Annotated in this window: 24 protein-coding genes; 10 read left to right on the top strand and 14 right to left on the bottom strand. The window is 65.5% G+C overall.

Annotated elements, in window-relative coordinates:
- Nucleotide 1 precedes the first annotated feature (1 nt).
- From ACQKLX_RS20460 to ACQKLX_RS20475, 4 genes are all read right to left on the bottom strand, one after another.
- Nucleotides 2-1,015, bottom strand: a complete 1,014-nt coding sequence (locus ACQKLX_RS20460; RefSeq protein ID WP_427363399.1) for a branched-chain amino acid ABC transporter permease — start codon at nucleotides 1,013-1,015, stop codon at nucleotides 2-4.
- A complete protein-coding gene (locus tag ACQKLX_RS20465; protein WP_427363400.1) occupies nucleotides 1,008-1,862 on the bottom strand; it encodes a helix-turn-helix transcriptional regulator in 855 nt (284 codons plus the stop codon). The genes ACQKLX_RS20460 and ACQKLX_RS20465 overlap by 8 nt, the downstream gene beginning before the upstream one ends.
- A 169-nt stretch (nucleotides 1,863-2,031) precedes the next feature.
- Entirely contained in the window at nucleotides 2,032-3,282 is a 1,251-nt protein-coding gene (locus ACQKLX_RS20470; protein ID WP_427363401.1) for an ABC transporter substrate-binding protein, read from the bottom strand.
- 502 nt (nucleotides 3,283-3,784) lie between these two features.
- Complete coding sequence (locus ACQKLX_RS20475) at nucleotides 3,785-5,344, bottom strand: ABC transporter substrate-binding protein (RefSeq protein ID WP_427363402.1); 1,560 nt, start codon at nucleotides 5,342-5,344, stop codon at nucleotides 3,785-3,787.
- 235 nt (nucleotides 5,345-5,579) lie between these two features.
- On the opposite strand from ACQKLX_RS20475, the gene ACQKLX_RS20480 reads away from it, so the two are divergent.
- The 6 genes from ACQKLX_RS20480 (at nucleotide 5,580) to ACQKLX_RS20505 (ending at nucleotide 10,954) form a co-directional block, all read left to right on the top strand.
- Nucleotides 5,580-6,317: a FadR/GntR family transcriptional regulator gene (locus tag ACQKLX_RS20480; RefSeq protein WP_427363403.1), complete on the top strand. Its 738-nt coding sequence runs from the start codon at nucleotides 5,580-5,582 to the stop codon at nucleotides 6,315-6,317.
- Between the two features lie 11 nt (nucleotides 6,318-6,328).
- Nucleotides 6,329-7,270, top strand: coding sequence for an ABC transporter permease (locus ACQKLX_RS20485; protein WP_427363404.1), 942 nt, complete (start codon nucleotides 6,329-6,331; stop codon nucleotides 7,268-7,270).
- Nucleotides 7,271-7,295: 25 nt separating this feature from the next.
- A complete protein-coding gene (locus tag ACQKLX_RS20490; protein WP_427363405.1) occupies nucleotides 7,296-8,174 on the top strand; it encodes an ABC transporter permease in 879 nt (292 codons plus the stop codon).
- Complete coding sequence (locus ACQKLX_RS20495) at nucleotides 8,167-8,928, top strand: SDR family NAD(P)-dependent oxidoreductase (RefSeq protein ID WP_427363406.1); 762 nt, start codon at nucleotides 8,167-8,169, stop codon at nucleotides 8,926-8,928. Before ACQKLX_RS20490 ends, ACQKLX_RS20495 begins: the two co-directional genes overlap by 8 nt.
- Before the next feature lie 15 nt (nucleotides 8,929-8,943).
- Nucleotides 8,944-10,134, top strand: a complete 1,191-nt coding sequence (locus ACQKLX_RS20500; RefSeq protein ID WP_427363407.1) for an enolase C-terminal domain-like protein — start codon at nucleotides 8,944-8,946, stop codon at nucleotides 10,132-10,134.
- Nucleotides 10,135-10,213: 79 nt separating this feature from the next.
- Entirely contained in the window at nucleotides 10,214-10,954 is a 741-nt protein-coding gene (locus ACQKLX_RS20505; protein WP_427363408.1) for a ribonuclease activity regulator RraA, read from the top strand.
- A gap of 85 nt (nucleotides 10,955-11,039) precedes the next feature.
- Here the strand turns inward: ACQKLX_RS20505 and ACQKLX_RS20510 are convergent, their stop codons facing one another.
- The 6 genes from ACQKLX_RS20510 to ACQKLX_RS20535 form a co-directional block, all read right to left on the bottom strand.
- On the bottom strand, nucleotides 11,040-11,645 hold the full coding sequence (locus ACQKLX_RS20510) for a pyridoxal-phosphate dependent enzyme (RefSeq protein ID WP_427363409.1): 606 nt from the start codon (nucleotides 11,643-11,645) through the stop codon (nucleotides 11,040-11,042).
- Entirely contained in the window at nucleotides 11,623-12,174 is a 552-nt protein-coding gene (locus ACQKLX_RS20515) for a succinylglutamate desuccinylase/aspartoacylase family protein (protein WP_427363410.1), read from the bottom strand. Before ACQKLX_RS20515 ends, ACQKLX_RS20510 begins: the two co-directional genes overlap by 23 nt.
- A 113-nt stretch (nucleotides 12,175-12,287) precedes the next feature.
- On the bottom strand, nucleotides 12,288-13,745 hold the full coding sequence (locus ACQKLX_RS20520; protein ID WP_427363411.1) for an amidohydrolase family protein: 1,458 nt from the start codon (nucleotides 13,743-13,745) through the stop codon (nucleotides 12,288-12,290).
- Nucleotides 13,746-13,748: 3 nt separating this feature from the next.
- Nucleotides 13,749-15,050, bottom strand: coding sequence for a TRAP transporter large permease (locus ACQKLX_RS20525; RefSeq protein ID WP_427363412.1), 1,302 nt, complete (start codon nucleotides 15,048-15,050; stop codon nucleotides 13,749-13,751).
- Nucleotides 15,047-15,643, bottom strand: a complete 597-nt coding sequence (locus ACQKLX_RS20530) for a TRAP transporter small permease subunit (protein WP_427363413.1) — start codon at nucleotides 15,641-15,643, stop codon at nucleotides 15,047-15,049. The genes ACQKLX_RS20525 and ACQKLX_RS20530 overlap by 4 nt, the downstream gene beginning before the upstream one ends.
- A 49-nt stretch (nucleotides 15,644-15,692) precedes the next feature.
- On the bottom strand, nucleotides 15,693-16,736 hold the full coding sequence (locus ACQKLX_RS20535; protein ID WP_427363414.1) for a TRAP transporter substrate-binding protein: 1,044 nt from the start codon (nucleotides 16,734-16,736) through the stop codon (nucleotides 15,693-15,695).
- Nucleotides 16,737-16,770: 34 nt separating this feature from the next.
- Here ACQKLX_RS20535 and ACQKLX_RS20540 point away from each other — a divergent pair, with 34 nt between their 5' ends.
- The 4 genes from ACQKLX_RS20540 to hydA are packed head-to-tail and all read left to right on the top strand — an operon-like array spanning nucleotide 16,771 to nucleotide 19,940.
- Nucleotides 16,771-17,028 carry a hypothetical protein gene (locus tag ACQKLX_RS20540; protein WP_427363415.1) on the top strand — a complete coding sequence of 86 codons (258 nt, stop codon included), beginning with the start codon at nucleotides 16,771-16,773 and terminating at the stop codon, nucleotides 17,026-17,028.
- Nucleotides 17,029-17,790 (top strand): maleate cis-trans isomerase family protein, encoded by a 762-nt coding sequence (locus ACQKLX_RS20545; protein ID WP_427363416.1) that lies wholly within the window; start codon nucleotides 17,029-17,031, stop codon nucleotides 17,788-17,790.
- Between the two features lie 9 nt (nucleotides 17,791-17,799).
- Complete coding sequence (locus ACQKLX_RS20550; RefSeq protein WP_427363417.1) at nucleotides 17,800-18,540, top strand: GntR family transcriptional regulator; 741 nt, start codon at nucleotides 17,800-17,802, stop codon at nucleotides 18,538-18,540.
- The gene (gene hydA, locus ACQKLX_RS20555; protein ID WP_427363418.1) at nucleotides 18,537-19,940 is read left to right on the top strand and encodes a dihydropyrimidinase; all 1,404 of its coding nucleotides are present in this window, start codon (nucleotides 18,537-18,539) and stop codon (nucleotides 19,938-19,940) included. Before ACQKLX_RS20550 ends, hydA begins: the two co-directional genes overlap by 4 nt.
- A gap of 167 nt (nucleotides 19,941-20,107) precedes the next feature.
- Here the strand turns inward: hydA and ACQKLX_RS20560 are convergent, their stop codons facing one another.
- From ACQKLX_RS20560 to ACQKLX_RS20575, 4 genes are read right to left on the bottom strand one after another with little or no spacing between them, the layout of a single operon-like run.
- A complete protein-coding gene (locus tag ACQKLX_RS20560; RefSeq protein ID WP_427363419.1) occupies nucleotides 20,108-22,063 on the bottom strand; it encodes an aconitase family protein in 1,956 nt (651 codons plus the stop codon).
- A 6-nt stretch (nucleotides 22,064-22,069) separates the two neighbouring features.
- A complete protein-coding gene (locus ACQKLX_RS20565; protein WP_427363420.1) occupies nucleotides 22,070-22,921 on the bottom strand; it encodes an ABC transporter permease in 852 nt (283 codons plus the stop codon).
- 4 nt (nucleotides 22,922-22,925) lie between these two features.
- Nucleotides 22,926-23,774 carry an ABC transporter ATP-binding protein gene (locus ACQKLX_RS20570; protein ID WP_427363421.1) on the bottom strand — a complete coding sequence of 283 codons (849 nt, stop codon included), beginning with the start codon at nucleotides 23,772-23,774 and terminating at the stop codon, nucleotides 22,926-22,928.
- An 8-nt stretch (nucleotides 23,775-23,782) separates the two neighbouring features.
- The gene (locus tag ACQKLX_RS20575) at nucleotides 23,783-24,829 is read right to left on the bottom strand and encodes an ABC transporter substrate-binding protein (protein ID WP_427363422.1); all 1,047 of its coding nucleotides are present in this window, start codon (nucleotides 24,827-24,829) and stop codon (nucleotides 23,783-23,785) included.
- Nucleotides 24,830-24,841 lie beyond the last annotated feature (12 nt).

The following is a 24,841-nucleotide window of genomic DNA, read 5'->3' on the forward strand; positions in this document are numbered from 1 at the left end:
CTCAGCGCCTCACCGCGGCCAGGCCCTGCGGCCGGATCGCCAGCACCACGACCATGATGACGAAGGTCAGCATCACCGCATAGGTCGGCATGTAGACCGAGCCGAACTGCTCGGCGAGACCGACGATCAGCGCCCCCATCGCCGCGCCGGGGATCGAGCCCATGCCGCCGACGATGACGACGACGAGCGAGGACAGCAGGATCTTGGTGTCCTCGCCCGGCTGCAGCGACTGGAAGGTGCCGCCGACGACGCCGGCGAGACCGGCGAGCCCGGCGCCGAAGGCGAAGACCATGATGAAGACGAGCTGGACGCGCACGCCGGTGGCGGAGAGCATGTCGCGATCGTCGACGCCGGCCCGCACCAGCATGCCGATGCGCGTGCGGTTGAGCACGAGCCACATCGCGACGCCGAGGATGATGGCGCCGATCAGGATGGCGATGCGGACCAGCGGATAGGTCATCATCACCGCCTCGCCATTGCTGCGCAGCGCGACGATGAAGGGCAGCTGGATCGGCCCGGAGAGCCAGTCCGGCGTCGTCACCTGGAAGGTGTCGCCGCCATAGCTCCAGAGCAGCAGGTCGGCGACGATGATCGAGAGCCCGATCGTGACCAGCGTCTGGCGCAGGTCCTGCCCCTCCATCCAGCGGAAGAGCAGCACCTGCATCAGCATGCCGGCAAGCGCGACGATCACGAAAGCGCCGATCAGCGCGGCGAACCAGGATCCGGTCAGGTTGCCGATGCTGTAGCCGACATAGCCGCCGAACAGATAGAGCGAGCCATGCGCCAGATTGACGTTGCGCATCAGGCCGAAGATCAGCGTGAAGCCGCTGGCGACGAGGAAATAGAGCCCGCCGAGCGTGATGCCGTTGAAGAGCGCGCTCAGGAAGACGCGCTTCCTGCCGAAGGTCAGCTCCATCCACGGCGTCCAGACCGCGAAGATCAGGAAGAGGAGCAGGGCGACCGCGATCAGGATCACCAGCGACCAGATCGGGCGGCGGCCGATGAAATCAGACATGGCTCGCCTGCAATTGCGGGAGGCCTACGGTCCGCAGCACCCGGCGATAGTCGCGCGGCGCCATGCCGACATGAGCGGTGAAGAAGCGGGTGAACACGCTCTGGCCGGAGAAGCCGAGGCGGTGGCTGATGCTGGTCACCGGGTCGCTCGACAGCACGATCCTCTCGAGCGCTGCGTCGATTCGGGCGGTATTGGCGAAGATGGTCGGGGTAACGCCGACCTGTTGCCGGAAGAGCTTGAAAAAATGGGCGCGCGACAGCCCGGCTTCGCGCGCGATCTGGGCGAGCGCGCCTTCGGACGAGGTATGCTGCTCCAGCAGACGGCAGGCGCGCAGCACCCGCCGATCGAGGGCACCTGCCGAGGTGTCGTGCAATAGCGAGGAGACAAGCTCCGGCCCGATCGGTTCGCTGGAGGCCTGCGCCAGCGCCATGAGCACCGGAGCGAGGTTGAGATCGCGATGCTGTGACAGCAGCATCTCGACAGCCTGATCGCGCCAGGCGGCGAGCTCGCGGGTCACGACCAGCTCGGATGACGGGAAGACCAGCGAACCGGCCGACGGCATGGCCTGCGCCGCCAGCCATTCCGGCTTGAGATAGATGACGAGGAACAGGCCGAAGGAGCCGGGCTGCTCCGGTTGGAAATTATGCGGCTCCCAGGGATTGACCGCAACGCCCATGAAGGGATCGACCCGGACCGTGTGGTCGTTGACCGTCACCAGGCCCCGCGATCCCTCGAGGAAGAAGATCAGATGCGCTTCGCGGTGGGCATGCACCACCATCGGGCGATCGAGATTGTAGATCGACACCCGTCCGAACGGACCGTGGCAGACCGCGACTGCGCGACTCATGGCTCCTCGCGTAGCAATGCCCGGTGGGCCTAAGGCTGCCTCATCAGGTGAGCCTTCGCCCAACGCCGCGCTCAAAGATGCGCGCGACGTCGTTGACCGGAGCGGGACGGCTGGCCGGGCAGGACAAAATCGATCGTGTCCTGCCCGTGGAGTCAGTCGGTGAGGACGACTAAGGCTTGCATTCCGGATTGGTCCGGGACGGCAGCCCCACCGCCTTGAAGGCGTCCGCCGACAGCCCCATCGTCTTCGAGACATTCGGGACAGTGCGGACGAACTTGTTGGTGAGCTCGCCGTTCTGCGCCTCGACAACCTCGGTGATGAAGGTCGTCGCGATCGCCTGCCGGTCGTCGTCGAGCTTGATCGGCCCGTTCGGCGCATCGAGCTCGACCTTGGCGAGTTCCGCCCGGAACTTGGCGCCACCATCGGAGAGGTCTGCATTGACCTTCTCCAGACCCGTCGCCATGCCGTTGAAGGCATTGTAGTAATTGGTCGCGAACAGCGAGGGGCTGGCGAAGCGCTTATCCGCCGGGAAGGCGTCCTGATAGGCCTTCACCCAGGCCTTCCACTTCGGATCGTCCCAGGCATCGGCGACGCCGCCGGAGGAGGGCGTGCCGACCAGCAGGCGCTTGGCCGCGCCGCGCGAGGACAGCACGGTCTGGTCGACCATGATCGAGCCGCCGACGAACTTCGCCTTGCCGCCGGTCTGACCGTACTGGTTGAGGAAGTTCACGGAGTCGCCGCCGCCGAGACCGAGGAAGACGGCGTCGACGTCATCGGGGATATTGGCGATGACCGAGCCGAAATCCTTGGTGCCGAGCGGTACCCATTGGCGCTGGACGATCTGGCCGCCGGCCTTGCAGTAACCGAGCGCGAAGCCGAAGACCTGCGTATAGGGAAAGGAGTAGTCCTCGCCGATCACGGCAAGTTTCTTGTAGCCCTTGTCCTTGAAGACGTATTCGCCGAGCCCGGCCATCCACATCGCGCCGTTGCTGTTGAAGCGGAAATAGTTCGGCGACGGGTTGACATAGGTCGTCTCGAGCGCGCCCGAGGAGGCGTCGACCACGGTGACGTTCGGCACCGTCTTCGAGTAGTCGCGCATCGCGATGCCCTCGGAGCCCGAGAGCGGACCGAGGATGAGCTGGACCTTGTCCTGCTCGACGAGCTTGCGCGCTGCCCGCAGCGCCGAGTCCGGGCTGGCATCGGTCGCGGCGATGATGAACTCGACCTCACGGCCGGCGATCTTGCCGCCGCGCTGCTTCAGTGCGATCTGGGCGCCGCGGACACCGTCCTCGCCGCCAGAGGTCAGCGCGCCCGAAAGCGTCGCCAGCACGCCGATCTTGAGTTTTTCCTGAGCCTGGCCGGTACTTCCGGCCGCAATCAAAGCGCACGCCGCAACGGCGGCCATATATGCCTTCCGCATTGCATTCACCTCCCTGCGTGGACGGCCGCGCCGAAGGTTTTCAACGGCGGAGCCGATGGCGGATTTTCATTCCGCTCTAAATCTAGGCTAGCACAGGGCGATCTACTGCCAAGGTCGTAGACATTGCCGAGGGTCTGCTTTTCACCCCGACGCGCCCTCGCTATCTGGCAATGGCGGTGTGTTTCCCGCCAGCTAGCGTTGCCGGCAGACTGACCGATCTCTTCTGCCGCCTCCGACATCTTGGTCGATCACCTGGCAACACCCGCTCACCGGCAGTCCCCCGACGTCCGGCTCCCGTCGATACCGTTGAAAAGGCTGGCCCTGTTCGCAACGCAGGCTCGTTTTGGATTTGCCCGCGGGCCTCGCCCTCTCATGCGGTCGTGAATGGCGGCACGCTCGGTTGAGATTGAGGTCCTGGGCCGGTGCAGCAAGGTGGAATTCGTCTCCGGCGCCGTTAGGTCCGTGTCCCCGGCCAAGAGAACGAGGACGGTGACGGGCCGCATCAGGCCTTGGCGAGCCAGGCTTCCGCGAGCTGCCAGGCGCCGCCGGAATCGAGCACGATGTTCTGGAGTTCCTTGCGCGCGACATGGCGCGCCTCACGGAAGAACAACCAGGAATAATAGTCGTTCTTGTTCAGCGCGGTCTGGAGGTCCCTGTAGATCGCCTTGCGCCTGGCCTGCTCGGTCTCCTCGCGGCCCTGGTCGACGAGGCGGAAGACCTCCTCGTCCTTGATCCCGGACCAGTTCTGCGCCGCCGTGCGTCCGAAGAACGGGCCGAAGACATGGTCGGGATCGGCGCGCGGGACATTGACGCGGCCCATCGCCAGTTCGTGCTGTAGGCCGAGCACCTTCGGTACCCAGGCCTGCCGCTCCAGGATCTCGATCTCCATGTTGATCTTGAAGGGCTTGAGCTGGGCCTGGACGATCTGCGCCACCTGCGTGTCGGGATCGCGCTGGATGATCGAGAGCTTGCAGGTGAAACCATTGGGCTGGCCGCCCTCCTTGAGGAGAGCCTGGACCTTGGCCGGATCGAGCTTCGGCTGCGGCACGCTGGGGTCATAGGACCAGTCGCTCGGCGGCACCCAGGTCGGCGTCACTGCGCCGAAGCCGCGGGTGATGCCCTTCATCAGGACGTTGCGGTCGATGCCATGGTTGACGGCGGCGCGCAGATGCGGATTGGCGAAGATGCCCTTGGAGACGTTGAAGGTCAGCCATTGCGCGATGCCGGGCGGCACCGCGACCAGCTTCAGCGCCGGGCTCTTCTCGACTTCCTCGAAATCGCGTGGCGTGACGCCGTCGACGAGATGCACCCCGCCCGACTTGACCTCGACCATCTTGACGGCAGTGGTCGGGATGATCCGCAGCGTCACGGCGTCGGCATAGGGCAGCTTCTTGCCGTCGGCGCCGTCACGCCAATAGCGCTCGTTGCGGGTAAAGCGGATCTGGCTGCCGCCGACCCACTCGGCGAACTTGTAGGGGCCTGTCCCCACCGGCTGGCGCCCGAAATCCTGGCCGAGCTTCTTCAGCGCCGCCGGCGAGCACATCATCCCGGCTTCCACGGCGAGCGAGGCCAGCGCCGCGCCGGACGGCTGCTTCAGGTTGATCTTGACCGTCATCGGCCCTGCCACCTCGGCACCGGCGATGTCGGCGAGGTCGGGACTGCGCGGCGCGGTCGAGTTCGGCGCCACGACGCGCGCGATGTTGAACACCGCGGCCTCGGCATCGAAGGGCTCGCCGTCATGGAAGACGACGCCCTCGCGCAGCTTGAAGACGACGGATTTCTTGTCCTCCGACCATTGCCAGCTCGTCGCCAGCGAGGGCTGGAGGTTGCCCTGCACGTCGAATTTCAGCAGTCCCTCGAACATCTGGATCAGAGCATAGCGATCCGAGGTCGGGGCATCGCCCATGATCGGATCGAGGCTCTTCGGCTGCAGATCCATCGACGCGACGATGGTGCCGCCCCGCACCGGAGATCCCTGCGCAAAGGCCATGCCGGGCAAACCGGCGATGAGGCCCGCGCCCGACGCGCCGAGCAAGAGACCGCGACGTGAAATCAGGGTCATTGGCGTGATCTCCTCCCATGGCGCTCTTCGTCCGGCGCCGACGGAGCGTTCACCTATCAGATATGTTATGAGATAGGCAACCAGATTTTGCATGACCAGCGCGAAGCCAATCGTGGCAGCGGGCAATGATTGTTACCTTGCATCGCGTAACAGGGAAGCGACGCAGGTCGACACGACTCCAGCTTCCTGAGCATCCCTGTTGACGCGCTCGCTGACCAAAGTTATCTGATATGTTATGAGTGAGATCGCCGCCCTTCAGCCCGACAAGCAGCGCCTGACCGAGGCGGTGACGCAATTCGTCATCGACCGCGTCGCCGAGCGTGTCTACCGCCCGGGGGACCAGCTGCCGTCCGAATCCGAGCTCGCCAAGCGGCTCAACGTCTCGAAGCCGGTGGTGCGCGAGGCGCTAGGACGCCTCTCGGCGCTCGGCATCGTCCAGATCCAGCAGGGCAAGCCGACCACGGTGAAGGGGCTGTCTGTCGCCCCGCTCGACCAGTTCCTGCGCCTCGCAGTCCGCGTGACCGACAACGGCCTGCGCGAAGCGGTCGAGCTCAGGCGCGCCATCGAGGTCGAGGTCGCGGCGCTGGCCGCCGAGCGGGCGACACCGCTCCAGATCGAGCCGGTCGAGGTCGCGCTGGAGAAGATGCGCGCCAATATCGACGGCGATTTCGAGCGCTGGCTGCAAGGCGATCTCGCCTTCCATGTCGCGCTGGCGCGCTGCTCCGGCAACGCGCTGCTCGAACATCTGGTCAGTGCTCTCGTCGACACCATCAAGTTCACCCAGCGTGCGCTCGGCATGCAGCGCGACCTGCGCGACCCCGCTGCGACGGTCGCCCGCCATCAGGCCATCGTCGATGCGATCAAGGCCCACGACCCCGCCGCGGCGCGCATCGCGATGACCACTCATTTCGCCGTGTCCGACGCCGTCATCGCCGAGATCGCCCGCGACCATCGCCGGCTCGACCGCTACTGAGAGGCAAGGCCGTGCTGCCCCATCTGGCCAGGAAGCTCGCACAGATGCTGCCGGTGGCGTTCTTCGTCACCATCATCGTCTTCGCGCTCACCAACCTGCTGCCAGGCGATCCGACCGTCACCATCCTCGGCGAGCAGGCGAGCCCGGAGCAGCGCGCCGCCGTGCGCGTCGAGTACGGTCTCGATCAGCCGGCGCCGGTGCGCTACGTCACCTGGCTCACCCGCGTCGCGCAGGGCGATTTCGGCCGCTCGCTGCGTACCCGCGAGGATGTCGGCGAGATGCTGGCGGCGCGGATTCCGGTGACTCTCGAACTCGGCTTCCTCTCGATCCTGATCGCGGTCGCGATCGGCATGCCCGCCGGCATCCTCGCCGCGCGCTTCCGCGGCAGCCTGATCGACGTGGCGGCGAGCCTCATCGCCATGTCCTCGGTCGCGGTGCCCTATTTCTGGATGGGTGTGCTGCTGATCATGCTGTTCTCGCTCAAGCTCGGCTGGCTGCCGCCCTCCGGCCATATCCGCTTCCTCGACGACCCCGGCGGCAACCTGCGGCTCATGGTGATGCCGGCGCTGACGATCGGCACGGCCTTCGCCGCGCTGGTCATGCGCCAGACCCGCGCCTCGATGCTGCAGGTGCTGTCGATGGACTATATCCGCACCGCCAGGGCCAAGGGGCTGAGCGAGCGCCTCGTCCTGATCCGGCATGCGCTGCGCAACGCGCTGATCCCGATCGTTACCGTCATCGGCCTGCAGATCGGCGCACTGCTCGGCGGCGCGGTGGTGACGGAGACGGTGTTCGCCCTGCCCGGGCTCGGCCGCATGCTGGTCGACGGCATTTTCCAGCGCGACTTCCCGGTCATCCAGGGCGCGATCCTGTTCATCGTCATCGCGGTCTTCGCCGTGAACCTCTTGACCGATCTCCTCTACCGGGCCTTCGACCCGCGCGTGAAGGCGTGAGGCGATGGCGGTCGTGACCGGACCCATGCCCCCCGCCACAGCGACGCAGCGCGCGCCCCGCTCCCCGAGCGCGATCATCCTGAGCCGCATCCTCGCCTCGTGGCAGGGGCGCTTCGGCACGATCGTGCTCGCGATCATCGTCGCGCTCGGCCTGCTGGCACCCTGGCTCTCGCCCTATTCGCCTGTCGATATCGACCCCGACGCCTTCTCGATGCCGCCGAGCGCGGCGCACTGGTTCGGCACCGACGAGATCGGCCGAGACGTGCTCTCACGCGTGCTGCATGGCGCCACCGTCTCGCTGCAGGTCGTGATCTTCGCCATCGGGCTCGCGCTGATCGCGGGCTCGCTGCTCGGGCTGCTCTCCGGCTGGCTCGGCGGGCGCTGGGACGCGTTGATCATGCGGATCATGGACGCCTTCCTCGCCTTCCCGCTGCTGGTGCTGGCCCTCTCGATCGTCGCGGTGCTCGGCCCCGACCTCATGAACGCCATGCTCGCCATCGCGATCACCAAGATGCCGGGCTTCGCTCGGCTGGTGCGGGCCGAGGTGCTGTCCCTGCGCGAGGCCGATTATGTCATGGCAGCCCAGGCCTCCGGCGCGCGCCCCTTTCGTATCCTGTTCAAGCATATCTGGCCGAACGTCTCCGGCAACGTCATCGTCTATGGCTCGCTTTCCGCCTCGCAGGCGCTGATCACCGAGAGCGCCCTCTCCTTCCTCGGCCTCGGCGTGCAGCCACCGACCCCGAGCTGGGGCTACATGGTCGCGACCGGCATCCAGTTCTACCAGTCCTGGTGGATGAGCTTCTTTCCGGGGCTCGCCATCTTCCTGACCGTGCTCGCGCTGAATTTCCTCGGCGATGCCGTGCGTGACGCTTTCGATGCCAGGCTCGGCGACAGCCATGGCTGACCCGGGACATCTCCAGGCCGATCTGACAGGACGCCGAGCACTCGTCACCGGTGCGACGCAAGGTATCGGCCTCGCCATCGCGACCATGCTCGCGGAATTCGGTGCCACCGTCTGCGTCAACGGACCCACGGCCGGTGAGGAACTCGATGCAGCCTGTCTCGCAGCCGCAGCGACGCTCGGCATCGCCGCCGACCTGGCGAGGGTCACCGAGGTCGAGCGTCTGATCGCAGAGGCGACGGACGAGCTCGGCGGGATCGATATCCTCGTGCTCAACGCTGCCGTGCAGGAACGAGCGCCCTGGCACGCCTTCGAACGCGCCGCGCTCGACCGGCAATGGGAGATCAACCTCGCCGCCAATTACCGGCTGATGCAGGCGCTCGTTCCGGCCATGGCCGAGCGCGGCTTCGGCCGGCTGATCGCGATCGGTTCGATCCAGCAGGTCAAGGAGCATCCTGAGATGCTCGCCTATGCCGCGAGCAAGGCCGCGCTGGAGAGCATGGTCCGCAACATCGCCCGCCAGGTCGCGGCCCGCGGCGTCACCTGCAACGTGCTGGCGCCCGGCGCCATCGCGACCGCGCGCAATCGCGAGGCCCTGGCCGACCCGGCCTATCGCGACGCCGTGCTCGCACGCATCCCGGCGAGCCGCCTGGGCACGCCGGAAGACTGCGCCGAGGTCGCGCTGTTCCTGGCCTCCGACGCCGCCCGCTACATCACCGGCACGACGCTCTTCGTCGATGGCGGCATGCATCTCTAGGGAGACAATACGCCGATGAAGATCGTCGACATGAGGGTGCGCTGCGTGGCGATCCCGCTCAATGCGCAGCTTCGCCACAATACCGGGGTCCATCCCGGCTATTTCCTGCGCACCATCCTCGAATTGATCACCGACGAGGGCATTATCGGCCTGGGCGAGGTCGGCGGCGGCGACCAGCGCGGCGCCTTGATGAAGCTGAAGCCGCGCATCATCGGCATGGACCCGTTCCATCTCGAGCTGATCAAGCTGAAGACGCTGCGAGCGATCTACTACCTCTCCAATGCCCGCCTCTATGCCGCGATCGAGATGGCCTGCCTCGATATCCAGGGCAAGGCGCTCGGTCGCCCGCTCTGCGACCTCCTCGGCGGACCGGTACGCGACCGCATCCCGATGATCGCCTATCTGTTCTGGCGCTATGACCGGCCGGGCGGCGGCCATGACGAGCATCCGCAGGACATGGCCGATCTCTGCCAGGAGCTGCACGAGACGCTCGGCGTCAAGGCGATGAAGCTCAAGGCCGGCGTGCTCTCGCCCGAGATCGAAGCGGCTGCGGTCGAAGCCTGCCGCGAGCGCATGGGGCCGGATTTCGGCCTGCGCATCGATCCCAATGGCGTCTGGTCGGTACCCACCGCGATCCGCATCGGCCAGCGGCTGGAAGCCGTCGGCATGGAGTATTTCGAGGATCCGGCCTGGGGGCTCGAAGGCAACGCCGCCGTGCGCAAGGCGGTGCGCACGCCGATCGCCACCAACATGTACCCCGCCAAGTTCGATGATCTCGGCCCGGCGATCCGCCTCGGAGCCGTCGATATCGTCCTGACCGACATCCACTACTGGGAAGGCCCGCGCGGGGTGAAGGACTTGTCGGCGGTCTGCCGCACATTCGGGCTCGGCGTCGCCATGCATTCCGGCGCCGAGTTCGGTATCGAGCTCGCCGCCATGCTGCACACAGCCGCGACCATCCCCGAGATGAACTTCGCCGGCGACGCCCATTACCACTACCTGACCGACGACATCATCGAGGGCGGGCTGATGCCCTATGAGGACGGCGCCATCCGCGTGCCGACCGGTCCGGGTCTCGGCATTGCGCTCGACGAGGACAAGATGCGCCACTACGGCGCCCTCTACGACGAGAAGGGCGACTACTACGCCCGCTTCCACCAGGACCCCTACCGCCCGGACTGGCACCCGGTCGTCGGCGGACTTTGAGAAGCCGTCTCGCGATCTCTTCCATCCGCAGAAGTGCTCACCACGCTCCGATCACGCCGGAAACCATCAGGAACGACGCATGTTCGACATTCCCAGGATCAACCGTCCCGCCAAGACGCTTCTCGACGGGCTCGCCGGCATCGGCACGGCCACCGCGTCGAGCGAGCTCTACAAGATGGGCATCCGAAACCCGTTCATCGCAGGAGCCGTGCCGCACTCGCGCGGCAAGGCCATCGCCGGCCCGGCCCTTACGCTCCAGTTCATGCCGAAGCGCGAGGATCTCTACGGCGACGACGAGTACGCCGATCGCGAGAAGCAGCTTCACAGGCACGCGCTTTATCACGTCGAGGCCGGTGACGTGGTGGTTGTCGACGCCCGTGGCGACATCCAGAGCGGCATCTTCGGCGAGATGATGCTGACCTATTTCGCCGGCAAGGGCGGCGCAGGCATGGTCATCGACGGCGTGATCCGCGATGCCGCGAAGGCTTTCGCGCTCGATATCGGCTACTGGATGCGTGGCACGACGCCGAATTTCCACACCCAGACGACGCTGATGCCGCACGCGGTCAATGTGCCGATTGCCTGCGGCGGGACTTATGTCAGACCGGGCGACATCATCATCGCCGACGATGACGGGGCGATCTGCGTCCCCATCGCCTATGCCGAGAGGCTGCTCGAAGCCGGCAGCCATCATGCCGAATGGGAGGATTTCTCGCGCATGATGCTGTCGAAGGGCGGCGACCTTCGGCGCTACTACCCGCTCGCTCAGGAGGCCGAAGCCGAATACCTGGCGTGGAAGGCGCAGCAGAAGCGCGAGTGAGGTTACGCGCTCTAGGGCGCCACAGGCCGACTTGAAGCATCGACCGGAAAGCAGGCTCTCGGCGCCGGCCTACTGGCGTCCAACCTCAGATCCGCCTGGTTTCCTCCTTGTAGCCACTGGATGTTCCGACAAGCACTGCGCGGCGAATTGATTGGTCATGCGATTTCAAAACTCCCAGCGCCGATAACGAGGCTGTGCTGGAGAGCTCGAGATACAGGCCTTCCAGAGCCAATCTGGCTTGGTCTGCAATCGCTTGACCGGCATCTACGGCGACGGCGAGCCCGTTCGAGCTTTCGAGTGCAGCGACAGACTGATAGGTGACGGTGGGCCCGTTGATCGAAACCAGAGGCGAACTGCCGGCAAAATTTTCGCGGTAGTCGTCGCCGGCGAGGACACGCGACAGCCGCGCGAAAGGATCGACCGCGACAAGGCGGGGCAAACTGCCGATCCGTTCCTCGTCTACCTGCTCCTGCAGGCCGCGATAGATTCCCCAGAGCAGGTCTCCACGCGCTGTCGGAACGACGATGACGTCCGCGGCGATGCAAGCCTCGCTCTCGGCAAGCTCGTATCCAAGCGTCTTGTAACCGTCGACGCCGAGGCGATGGTATAGGTCGCGGCGCAGCGAATGCAGGCGAAACCGGTCAGCCTTGGATTGAGCAGCGCGGCCGTCACAGCAAAAGCCCTCGGCCATCATACGGGGCGAGGATCTGGAACAGGCAATCGCCGCGCCGCGTCCAGACAACCGCGCGTTTGCAGATGATCAGCCCGCTTGCCTCGACATGGATCGCAACCGGCTCGCGCCAGGGCCTATCGGGGAAGACGATCTGTCCAGCACGCGCTCCGCAGACCACCTCTTCGCCCAATTGCACTGCGGGCTCGAAAAGGCCGCTCTCCGGCGCGAGCACATAGGATCGCGGCCCCTCGACCTTCATGAGTTGCAAAGGCTTCGGAGCGGCTGGCGGCGCCGACTTCAGAATTCCGATCTGATGCAACACCCGGCGGATGCCGGTATCAGCGAGATGAATGCCTTCGGGATCGGCAGCGGCGCCACCGCCGAGCTCGGTGGTGATCGCCACGACGCCGCAGCGATCCGCCGCCGCTGCAAAAGTCCGCTCGGCGCCTTGGTTGCGGCCATCCGTGACATAGGCGAGCGTGCCGCCGAAAGCCCTCAACGCCGCGAACTGACGGCGGACGAACGCGTCCGGACCGTTGTCGCGCACGACTCATTCGAATTTGCCTCGCTGCGCAGAGGCACCAGCAGCGGACTCTGGTTCTGTGCCGGAAAGCCGACATTTCGAAGCGCGAGCATTGATCGAGCGCGCCGCGCCGGCCGTCATCGGGCATAGTGGCGATGCAGGGCTTCGGCGAGTTCGCCCGCCAGCTGCCTCGACCCGGCATCGAGACGCGTTTCGGCTGCGCTCCGTCTTGCCGCCGTGCGGATGCGCTCGGCTTCCGTCATTGCCGGTCGCGAACGCTCATACAGCATGCTGCCGCCGACCATGGTCATCACAACGTCTCGCCCAGTCGCCCGCGCCAGCATGGCCTCAGATGTCTGCGTCTGCGGATCCATGTAGACGCCTTCGGCCGTGACGAGGTCGATCGCGACCAGATCGGCCTTGAAGCCGTCGCGGATGCGTCCGGTGTCAGTGAGGAAGGCAGCTTCCGCCCCCCATTCCGTGGCGACCGCGATGGAGGTACCCAACTGATCGCCGGCCGGAGCCGCTGCGTTGCGCCCGAGCAGGCGTCCGAGCCTCAGCTCCGACAGATAGTCCTCATTGTCGTCGAGCGCGCAATTGTCGGTGCCGAGGCCGAAGCGGATTCCAGCATCCATCAGGGCGGCAACCGGAGGCGCGCCATTGCCGAGGCGCATATTGGAGCCGGGGTTGACGACGATCCTCAAGCCGAGCCGCGCGGCATCGGCGATGTCGCGGGCGGTCGCATGCACGAAATGCGCGGCACTGGCGCGGGCCTCGAAGACGCCGAGGCGTTCGAGCCGCGCAAGCACGCCTTCGGGATAGAGCGAGCGGGCGCAGGCGGCCTGCGCAGGGGATTCGAGCAAATGGAAATGCAGGCCGAGGCCATGCGCCCGCGCATCGGCTGCCAGAGCCCGCCAGGCCGCGTCGCTGACCCACTGCGGCCCGGCCGGTCTATAGGCGAAGGAGAGCCGCGGGTGCCCGGCATAGTCGGCACGCAGGCGCGCCATCAGCTCGATCGTCCCGGCCAGCGGCAGGTAGCCGGGCATGCCCGCGCCGATCAGGGCCCGCACATCCGGCGGGAGAGAGGCGAGGAACGCCGCCTCGTCGGCCGGCGGATAGACGAGGCCGCCCCGGTCGGCATAGCCGACGCAGATCGTGGCGCGCAGGCCCGACTCGTCGTAGGCGCGGATCGAGGCCCGCAGCTCGGCCTCGTAGTCGCCCGAGCCGTAGGAATAATTGGCGTGCAAGGTCGCCGTCACGCCGTTCTCGATCATCTGGAGCGCGGCGAGCCGAGTCAGGGCATAGACATCCGGCACGCCGCGGCCTCGCCGGCGGGCGATCCAGGGCTCCAGGCTATCATCGGGGAAGCCGAGCTGGATCTGGCTGAGGCCACGCCCGTGCTGATGCGCGTTGATCAGGCCGGGCATCAGGCAGGCATGGCCGAGAAAGATTGTCTCGGCAGCCGGATAGGCGGCGCGAATCTCGGCCGCCGTGCCGCAGGCGGCGATCAGCCCGTCACAGACGGCCACCGCCCCGCCCGCAATCGCGGGCGAGGCAGCGTCGCGCAAGACATGGTCCGCTTCGAGGACGAGCACGGCTCAGAACAGCTTCTGCGGCAGCCAAAGCGCCATCTGCGGCCACGCCATCAGCAGGCCGGTGAAGGCCAGCATCAGCAGCACGAATGGCAGCGATCCGTAGATCACGTCCATGATCGAGCCGTGGTTGCGCACGCCCTGGACGACATAGAGGTTCATCCCGATCGGCGGCGTGATCAGCCCGATCTCCATCATCAGCACCAGGAAGATGCCGAACCAGACCGGATCGATGCCGAGATGGACGATCAGCGGGAAGACGACCGGAAGGGTCGCGATCATCATGGACAGGGTTTCCATGAAGCAGCCGAGGATCAGGTAGAAGATCACCAGCACCAGGATGATCTCGAGCTGGGTCGCGCCGAACTTGGAGACGAAGCCGGTCAGCGCCTGCGGAATGCCGAGCACGCCGATCACGAAGTTGAGGAAATGCGCACCGACCATGATCAGCAGGATCATCGCCGAGATGCGCACCGTCGCGATCATGCTCTCGTGCAGCAGCGAGAGTGAGAAGCCTTTTCGCGCCATGGCCACGCCGATCGCCCCGACGACCCCGATAGCCGCCGATTCCGTCGGCGTCGCCCAGCCCAGGTAGATCGAGCCCATCACGATGACGAAGATCACGAAGGGCGGGAAGATGTCGAGCAGGCTCCTGATCTTCTCCGCCGTGGACCTCGCCGGAAGGGTCGGCCCGGCGACGCTCGGCTTCAGGATCGCCATCACCACGATCAGCGCCATGAACAGCGCGGTCAGGAGCAGGCCCGGCACGATGCCCGCCGCGAAGAGCTGACCGATCGAGGTGTTGGTCATCGACCCGTAGATGATCATGTTGATCGAGGGCGGGATCAGGATGCCGAGCGTCGCGCCGGCGGCAATGGAGCCGGTGGTCATGCGATCGTCGTATTGACGCTCGCGCAGCAGCGGCAGCGCGACGGTGCCGATCGTCGCCGCGGTTGCGACCGAGGAGCCGGAGACCGCAGCGAACACGGCGCTCGCGCCGATATTGGTGTGCAGCAAGCCGCCCGGCAGGCGTCGCAGCCAGTCCGAGAGACAGCGATAGAGCCCGTCCGCGACGCCGGAGCGCACCAGGATCTCGCCGAGGAAGACGAAGAGCGGGATGGCGGTCAGGATGAAGTCGTTCTGGCCGCTCCACATCTGGTTGCCGAACCCCATCAGGGTCGGCCAACCCAGGAAACCCCAGGCCCCGATGAAGGCGGTCAGGAAGAGCGCGACCGCCACGGGCAACCCGGTCATCATCAGGCCGAGCATCATCACGAAGCCGATCGCAGCGCCGGTCACACCGATCATTGGCCGGTCGCCTTCATCTCGAGGGAGGACACCGTTTCTTCTTCGATGATCTCGTCCAGCGTCTTGACGCCGTAGAAGCGGTTGAGGCGGCTGCGCCCCTGCCCGATCAGCCAGCTCGCATGCAGCGCGACCGCAGTCGCGGTGATCGCGAAGAACAGAAGCCCGGCGAACCAGAGCAGCTGCGGCTGCCAGAGCGGCGTCATCAGCGGCGTTCCTGACAGCGCCTGGAACTCGATGCTCTCGCTCAGCGCGGCATAGGAGCGCCAGGCCATGAAGCAGGCCATCAGCGCGATGCACCAGGCGGAGACCAGGTTGAGAATCGCCTGCGGCCCGCGACCGACGCGCTCGATCAGAATCTCGACGCGTGTATGGGCCCGCTCCAGCAGGGCATAGGAGAAACCGAAGGCTGCGAGGATCGCCAGCACATAGCCGCCGAATTCATCGCCGCCCTGCAGCGACACGTTCACGAAGCGCCGCAGCAGGATCTCGGCGGTGACGAGCAAGGCGAGCCCGAGAAGAAGATAGCCTGCGAGCAGCGCCAGCCATCGGGCGGTTGGCAGCAGGGCGCGTGCGACCGGGTTTTCCGGAGTCATGGACCAATCCCTTGGAAAAAAGGGCCGCCTCACGAGGCGGCCCTGTCGATTACTGGATGGCCAGGCCCGCTGCTGCGCCCGCCGTCTCGTTCCACTTGGCCGAACAGGTGGCGTCGACGGCGTTGCAGGTCTTTTTCCAGATCGGCAGCACAACCTTCTCTGCGACCTCCTTGATCGCCTGCCGGTCGGCGGGGCTGATCTCGACGAGCTTCATCGTGAACTTCTTGTGCGCCTTGCAATCGCCCTGGCCGGTGCTGCAGGCCGTCGCGTCGTCGTTGGCGGTGATCGCGAGGTCCCAGAGCTGGTCCTCGAGCGCCTTGAACTGGAGCATCAGCTTCGCCTGCTGCTCGGGCGAGAACTTCTTCCATGTATCGAGATTGATGAAGTGGCCCTGCACCGAGCCGGACACCGAGAGCGGCAGGAGATGCGTCGTCACCTCCGGCCAGTTGCCGGTGTTGCCCGAGGTCGGCGACGTCACCCCGCAGGAGGCGACGCCGCGCTGGAGCGCCGGGTAGACCTCGGAGAATTGCAACGTGACCGGCGTCGCGCCGAAATGCTCCAGCATCGCCGACATGGACGGCGTGAAGGAGCGGACCTTCAGGCCCTTCAGGTCCTTGAGGCTCTTGATGTCGTGGTTGCAGTAGAACACCTGTGGGCCGAACGGCCAAAGCGCCAGGACCTTGGCGTTGAAGCGCTTCTGCAGGCGCTCGTCGAAGGCCGCACGATAGGCATCGACCACCTTGCGCTGCCCCGCCATGTCGGTGGCGACGCCGATCAGGTCGACGCCCTCGAAGAAGGGATCGTCACGCGAGGCCATGCCGATCTGGACGGACATGATGTCGAAGGAACCGCCGCGCAGCATGCGCAGCGCATCGGGCGCCTTCACGCCGACCACGTCCATGGGGTTGTAGTTCATCGTGATCGGAACGCCCGACTTGGCACCCAGCGCATCGAAGAAGGCCCGCTCGATATCCACCTGCTTGACGTTCTGCGAAAAATTGCCGGCGACCCGCAGCGGCGTCTGCGCCGAAACCGGCGTGAGACAAAGTGCCAGACCGGTTGCGAGAGCCGCCCGCGCGATGATGCTTCTCATGATGCCTTCCCCTTTTGCATTATGAATACAATTTATGCAGCCTGCCGAAAATCTCCTCATTGTCGGCAAGGCCGCCTTCCAGGCAAAATCCTCCCTGATCCGCACGAACGGCAAAACCGCCGTACAGCCGCATTTTTTGAGCTTCAAGGTCATGATTATCGAGAAAAACCTGCAAGACAATCGAAAAATGAAGCGAGGACGCGGCTTGCCAAACCGGCGAAACTCGCTGCATAAAAATCGTCCAGTCCACATTCGAGGACTTGGGGCGCTTCGTTCAATGGACGATTTCTGAATGCAATATGACGCAAAGTCGATTTTGATCGGGATGCTCACTCCCTCGTCGAACACGGTGCTGGAGCCTTACACGGCAGCGCTTGCCGCGCCGCTGTTCCCGCGGGTCAGCGTGCATTTCAGCCGCTTCCGGGTGACGAAGATTGCGCTGGACGAAGCCTCGAACAGCCAGTTCACGCTGGAGCCGATCCTGCAGGCGGCGGAGCTGCTTGCCGATGCCCGCCCCGATGTCATCACCTGGAACGGAACGTCGGCTAGCTGGCTCGGCTTTGATAGCGACGAGAGGCTCTGCGCTGCGATCACGGAACGGACTGGCGTTCCGGCAACCAGCGCGATTCTCGGGCTGAACCGCCTGCTCGGGACGCTGGGCGTGCGGCGCCTAGGGCTGGTGACGCCCTATACTCAGGACGTGCAGCGGAAGATCATGGCCAATTACGCAGCGCATGGCATCGAGATCGTCGCCGAGCGGCATGACGGCCGCTCGGACAATTTCTCCTTCGCGGAGGTTTCCGAGGCCGAGATCGCCGCGATGTGCCGCGAGGTCGCTGCGGCGCGGCCGGACGCCATCGCCATCGTCTGCACCAATATGCGTGGGCCACTGATCGCGCCGGAGCTGGAACAGGAGCTCGGCATTCCGATCCTGGATTCGGTCGCCTTCACGCTGTGGGGATGTCTCGACGCCACGCAGGTGGATATGCTGCCTTTGCGCAGATTCGGCCGAATCTTCACCTGCCAGCCGGCTCCGCTGTCTGCTTCCGCATGAGGTGAGGTCGTGCAGGCATTCACCGCATTTCCGAAGGAGGAGCTCGTGCCGGACGAGATGCCTGCGACCTTGCACGATCGGCTGGTCGGCCAATTGCGGGCGATCTTCCTCGACGGCGAACTCCCCGAGGGCACCCGGATTCCCGAGGTCGCGCTCAGCGAGCGCTTCGGCGTATCCCGAACGCCGCTGCGCGAGGCGCTCAAGGTCATGGCCGCCGAAGGTTTCGTAATCCTGCGCCCGAATCGGGGCGCAGTGGTCGCCCCGATCGACCCGACCGAGATCGCGCCCCTCGTCGAGTTCAAGGGCGCCCTGGAGCGTCTGATCGGCCTGCTCGTTCCGGCTCGCGCCAGCGAGGTGGACATCGCGGAACTCGAAGGGCTGCACCGGAATCTGGGCGAGGCTCTGATGCGGCAAGACCATGCCGCCTATACCCGCATCAACTATGCCTTCCACCAGCGTCTGGCCCAGGCGGCGCGAAACCCGGTGCTCACGCAGAACTACGAAGCGGTGCAGCAGAAGATCTGGCGCTACCGCTTCACCATCAACGAGCTCTCCGAGCGGCTCGCGGCCTCCTATGCCGAACATGAGGGCATCATGGTCGCCCTGCGTGCCCGGACCCGGCTCGATCTGGCCGAACGCCTGGAAGAGCACAACCGCCTGACCGGCGAGGCCATGGCGCAAGCTCTCGCCACCAGCGGCCGGTTCGGCCCCTCTCAAAGAAAGAGCCGCAGACGGAACCGATCGGCATGACCCAGTTCGACACGATCATCCGCGGCGGACGCATTTCGACGGCGTCGGACACCTTCCACTGCGATATCGGCATCAGGGGCGGCCGCATCGTCGCGCTCGGCGAACAACTCGGCAGCGCCGCGACCGTCATCGATGCCACCGGCAAATGGGTGCTGCCCGGCGGGATCGACAGCCATGTGCACATCTCGCAGCCTTCCGGCGAGGGCATCGTCATGGCTGACGATTTCGAGAGCGCGACCCGCTCGGCGGCGCTCGGCGGCAACACCACCGTCCTGCCCTTCTGCACGCAGGAGAGCGGCGTTCCCCTGCGCGAGAGCGTGAAGGCCTATCATGCCAAGGCGGAGGGCGCCTGCTACACCGACGTCGCCTTCCATCTGATCATTTCCGAGCCGACCGAGAGCGTGCTTGGCCAGGAGCTGCCGGCGCTGGTGCGCGACGGCTACACCTCGTTCAAGGTCTTCATGACCTATGAGGGCCTGGCGCTGAGCGACTTCCAGATGCTCGAGGTCATGGCGGTGGCGCGCGATACGCGGGCCCTGGTCATGGTCCATGCCGAGAACTACGACGTCATCCGCTACCTGACCGACCGGCTCGAACGCGCCGGCAGCACGGCACCACGTTTCCATGCCGCCTCACGCCCGATCATCGCCGAGCGGGAGGCGACATATCGGGCAATCTCGCTGGCCGAATTGTCGGATGTCCCGCTGATGGTCGTGCATGTCTCCAATCGCGAGGCCATGGAGGAAATCCGGCGCGCCCAGCAGAAGGGTCTCAAGATCTTCGCGGAGACCTGCCCGCAATATCTGACGCTGACCGCGGGTGATCTCGACGGCCTCAACATGGAGGGGGCGAAATATGTCTGCTCGCCGCCGCCGCGCGATGTCGAAAGCCAGCTAGCCTGCTGGGAAGGCCTGCAGCAGGGCGTGTTCTCTGTGTTCTCGTCGGACCATTGCCCGTTCCGCTACGACGACCCGCAGGGCAAGCTCGTGCCGAAAGGCCGGACCAGTTTCCGCTGGGTGCCGAACGGCATTCCAGGCGTGGGCGCACGCCTGCCGATCCTGTTTTCGGAGGGGGTGATCAAGGGACGGATCGACATCAACCGTTTCGTCGCGCTGACCGCGACCAACCATGCCAGGATGTACGGGCTTTCTCCGCGCAAGGGGACGATCGCGGTGGGGGCCGATGCCGACATCGCAATCTGGGATCCGCAGATCGAGCAGACGCTGACACATGCGATGGTGCACGACGGCTCCGACTACACTCCCTATGAGGGCATGAGGATCACCGGCTGGCCCGTGATGACGCTGGTGCGTGGGCAGATCATCGCGCGAGATGGCAGGATCGAGGCCCAGAAAGGGCATGGAACCTATCTCAAGCGCGACAAGAGCCAGTATTCATGAGGTTTTTATCTCACAAATTTGGGCATAAATACCCCAAATTCTAAATAAATAGAGCAATATGATCTGAAATTGAACACTATAAATGATAGTAAATCTATTTAAATAACTCAATATCATAGGTTGCAGCAGGAAATAAATTATAATTGAATATCGAATTACTTTATGTTTTACTCGTATACATCAGACATTCGGCGCTGCAGCCGATCGAACGACATGATCTCGCCGGCGATCGCGCTGGCCGCGACGGTCGGCGGGCTTGCGAGCCAGACTTTGCCAGGCCCCGAGCGTCCGGGAAAATTGCGGTTGATCGCGCTGATGGTCACCTCCTGCGCATCCGAGGAGACGCCTGGCCCGCATTGGGCGCAGGCCCCGCAGGCCGGATTGAGGATCTGGGCACCGACGCGCCTGAACGTGTCGAGATAGCCGCGCTCCTCGCAATAGCGCCGGACAGCGACGGTGCCAAACTGCAAGTAGAAGACGATATTGTCCGGGACCTTCAGCCCGCGCACCGCCGCCCAGGCCAGGACCTCGTGATACTGGTCGAAATCCTCGCGCTTGCCCGCGGTGCAGGAGCCGCCATAGGCGATGCCGATCGGAACGGGGGCGGTGAGTTCGTCGCATGGGACGCCGTTGCCGGGATCGCCGGGGGCCGCCAGCATCGGCGTCAGGGCCGAGCAGTCCAGCGTCAGCTCGGCCGCATAGGGCGCGCCCGGATCGCTGGCCATCCAATCCTCGATCACGACGTCGCCGCCACGCCGCTCGCGGATAAAACGGGCGGTCTCGGCATCGGGCGCGACGATCCCGCTGAAGCCGCCGAGCTCCGCCGTCATGTTGGTCAGAGTCGCACGCTCGTCGATCGACATCGCCGAGACGACCGGTCCGGCGAATTCGAAGACGCGACCGAGCCCGAGCCCGGCCCGGATCCGCGGCTCGGCGAGCAGCTTCAGGACGACGTCCTTGGCGGTCACGCCGGAGGGCAAGCTGCCCTCGAGGCGGATCAGCAGGGATTCCGGGACAGTGAGCCGGACCGCGCCGGTCATGAACGCGTTCGCCATGTCGGTCGTGCCGACGCCGAAGGCGAGGCAGCCGAGCGCGCCCGAATGCGGTGTGTGCGAGTCGGTGCCCACGCAGACTTCGCCGGGAACGGCATAGGTCTCGGCCATCAGCGCATGCGAGATGCCTTCCGAGCCGTCCTCGCCGGCGAGATAACCGTGATCCTTCAGGCCGTAGGCGCGGGCGAAGGTGCGATGCCCTTCCGAGAGCCTGCGGATCGCCGGCAGCAGGTTCTGCCGCTGATGCGTCGGCGAGCGATGCGCATAGGCGTTGTGATCCTCGAAGCAGAGGATCGTCTCCGGCTCGTGCAAGGCGAGCGGCCGGCCATAGCAGCGATGCAGCATATGCGCCGCCATCGCGGTGTAGATCTCGTGGATGAAGCGGAAGCGCGCCCGGACGAAGCCGCCGCTTCCCGGCTCGGCAGCCCAATGGCGCCCGGGTTCCGCCAGAAGGTGGCGCGCGATGATCTTCTGAGTGAGGGTTCGCGGCGCCGTTTCGTCCGGCAACGGAGCCGGCTTCGCCTCGGCGAGATAAGTCCTACCGTATTCGAGCAGGCCACCGGCGGCGAGAATTCGCGCCGCCAGTTCATCGCGCCCCTGCAGTAGATCGGCGAGCGGAATGGCTTCGCCAGCCCGGATGCGGTCGAGCAGGCCAAAATCGGTCGAGGTGAACAGCCCGATATTGTCGCAGTTCTGGCGGTAGATCCGCTCGAAGCTCTCGGCGATGACGAGCCTGATCCCGGCCGCGCGCTCGGCCAGGGGAGCATGCTCGCGCGACGACCCTTTGCCGTAACGGCGGCCGGCGACGAGGACGCCGAAGCGACCGAGGCGCAGGGCGTCGAGCGGGATCGGGTTGCTCTCGCCGGCGCGATAGCCGGTATGGGCGTGCCGGCCGATCTCGTCGTCGAAATGCACCAGCGAGGGTAGCGGCGTGATCTCGTCGGTCGAGATATCGTCGCGCAGCGTGCCTGCGGCCTCGCGATCGAGATCCTCGCCCTGCAGCTGCCGACGCACGATCCCGGCATCGGCCGAGAGGAACAGCACCCGGCCGTCGAAGCGGATCGCTTGCATGGCCGGTCAGGCCTGGGCTTCGAATTGCGGCTGCCAGCGTAGCAGATAGCTCTGCAATTGCCGCACGATGGTCGCGAGCAGGATGCCGACGACCATCATCGCGAAGATCGCGACCATCATCTCGGCAGCATTGGCCCGCGCCTCGGCCTCGATGATCAGCTTGCCGAGACCGCGCTCGGCTCCGATGAACTCGCCGACGATCACGCCGATCAGCGCGAAGGAGACCGCCGGCGTCAGCGAGGCGAACACCCAGGCCAGCGCCGAGGGGATCACGACCGTGCGCAGCACCGTCATCTCCGACGCACCGAGCAACCGCGCCGCGGCGATCTGGTCGCGATCGACGGCACGCGTGCCTTCGAAGGTGTTGAAGAAGACCACGAAGAACACGACGATCCAGGCCGTGACGATTTTCGACATGTCGCCGAGGCCGAACATCAGGATGATCAGCGGCACCAGCGCGATACGCGGGATCGAGTTCATCGCCACGACATAGGGCTGGAAGATGCGCGATAGATAATCGGAGCGCCCGAGGATCAGCCCGCAGGCGACGCCGGACACGGTGCCGAAGACGAAGCCCCACCACATGTTCTTCAACGTGACCAGCAGCGCCAGCCAGAGATTGTTGTCGTTGCGGGCAAAGCAGGCACCGAAGCCGGCCGCATCGCCGAAGCAGCTCAGCTTCAGGAAGCTCGTCCAGATCATCGACGGTTTGGAGATGAAATAGGGATCGAGGATGCCGGGCACGAGTGGCTTGAGTGCAGCGACAGCGCGCAGGCTCCAGCCCCATTCCCAGATCGAGAGGACGACGACCAGGATCGCGACCTGCCAGGCGACGACCTTCGCGGAGGAATGTTTCATCTGATCACTCCGCCTTGGTCCGCCGGAACTCTTCGCCGAGCGAATGCCAGATATGGGAGTAGAGCCTGCCGAACTCGGCGCTCTCGCGCAGCGAGACCGCGTCGCGCGGCCGGGCGAACGGCACCTCGAAATCCTCCTTGAGTCGGCCGGGCCGCGCCGAGAGCAGGATGATCCGGCTCGCCAGGGTCAATGCCTCGCCGAGGTCATGCGTCACGAACAGCACCGTCTGGCGCTCGCGCTCCCAGATCTCGAGCAGCGTCTTGTGCATTTCGAGCTTGGTGTGCGTGTCGAGCGCCCCGAACGGCTCGTCCATCAGCAGGATCTCGGGCTCCATGATCAGCGTGCGCATCAGCGCGACGCGCTGGCGCATGCCGCCCGAGAGCATGCGCGGGAACTTTGCCCCGAAGCCGCCGAGCCCGGCGGTCTCGATCGCCCGCGCGACCTTGGCCTTGCGCTCGGCCTTGTCGACGCCGGCGATTTCGAGGCCGTAGCCGATATTGGCCTCGACCGTCCGCCAGGGGAACACGGTGTCGCGCTGGAAGACGTAGCCGACCTTGCGATTGACGTCGCCATGGCGGACCTCGTCCGCATCGATCGCGATTTGCCCGCCGCTGCGCGGGATGAGGCCTGCGACCATGTTGAGGATGGTGCTCTTGCCGCAGCCGGACGGACCGAGCAGCGCGACGAACTCGCCCTGCTTGACCTCGAAGGAGACGTCATCGACCGCCTTGACCCCGGCTTCGCCGGACCCGTAGCGCTTGTCGAGATTCCGGACGGTGATGCGGACGCGTTCTCGCGCCGGCTCCGCCTGCGCGAGCGGGGTGTCAGGCCGGGTGCGTTGAGCCAGCGCCATGACCCCGCTCACCCGAACTTGGCGCGTGCGGCTTCGAGGAACGTCATGTCGACGATGTCCTCGTATTTCGCCGGCGGAATATCGGTCCCCTGGCGATACCAGACCTTGCCGCCGCGCTCGAAGGAGGCCTTGTCGATGCGCCCGTCATACTCCCAGGTCTGCTTGTCGAAGCCGAGCTCCGCCTTGACCGCATTGGGATCCTGGCCGCTGTAGAGCTTCTCGCCGACCAGTGCGTAGACCTCGTCGATCGGCGTCGCCTTGACCCATTTCATCCCCTGATACATCGCGTTGACGAAGGCCTGGACCTTGGCCTTCTCCTGCTCGCAGGTCTCCGTCAGGGCGTAGAGAACGAGGACGGGCACGGTGCCGCCATAGGCGGAGACGAAGACGCCGGGCTTGGAGGTGTCGAAGATCGCCTTGCCGAAGCCCTTCGCCTCCGACTCCACCACCCAGCCGGGCGGCGCGATGATCGCATCGAACTGCTTGGTCTCGAGGCCTGGCAGCATGGTGTTCAGCCCGCCGCCGGCGACCCAGGTCACCTTGTCGCCCAGCCCCTTCGACTCGAAGGTGTAGGTTCCGTACATCCAGGTCCCGGAGCCGATCGCGGTGGCGGCGATGACGGGCTTGCCACCATTCGGTCGCTTGTAGGCCGCGAGCTTCTCGACGCTGTCGATGCCGGCATCGAACAGGTCCTTGCGGACGACGACGTTGGCGATCGACGAGATCATCTGCGTCGCCATGATGATCTTGCAGGGCTTGCCGCGCGTCGAGAGCTGCAGCGGGTGGCTCGCATCGCCATGGGCGAACAGCGCCTGGCCTGCCGCGAGCGTCTGGCGGCCATGGGTGCCGGCATTGCCGACGACGAGCTTGAGCTCGAGCTTCTCGGTCTTGAAGAAGCCACGCGCTTCGGCGATCGCACCGAGGGCGTAGACCGCGGTCTGCGGTCCATAAGCGAGCGAAGCCGTCGCCGACTGGGCGCGGCCAACGGCGGGAGAAAGGCCGGCGATCGCGAGGCTACCGCCCCCCGCCAGCAAATCTCGACGTGTGATCTCCATGCTGTCCTCCCT

Source organism: Allobosea sp. NPDC003192 (assembly GCF_050275675.1).
Taxonomy (GTDB): Bacteria; Pseudomonadota; Alphaproteobacteria; order Rhizobiales; family Beijerinckiaceae; genus Allobosea.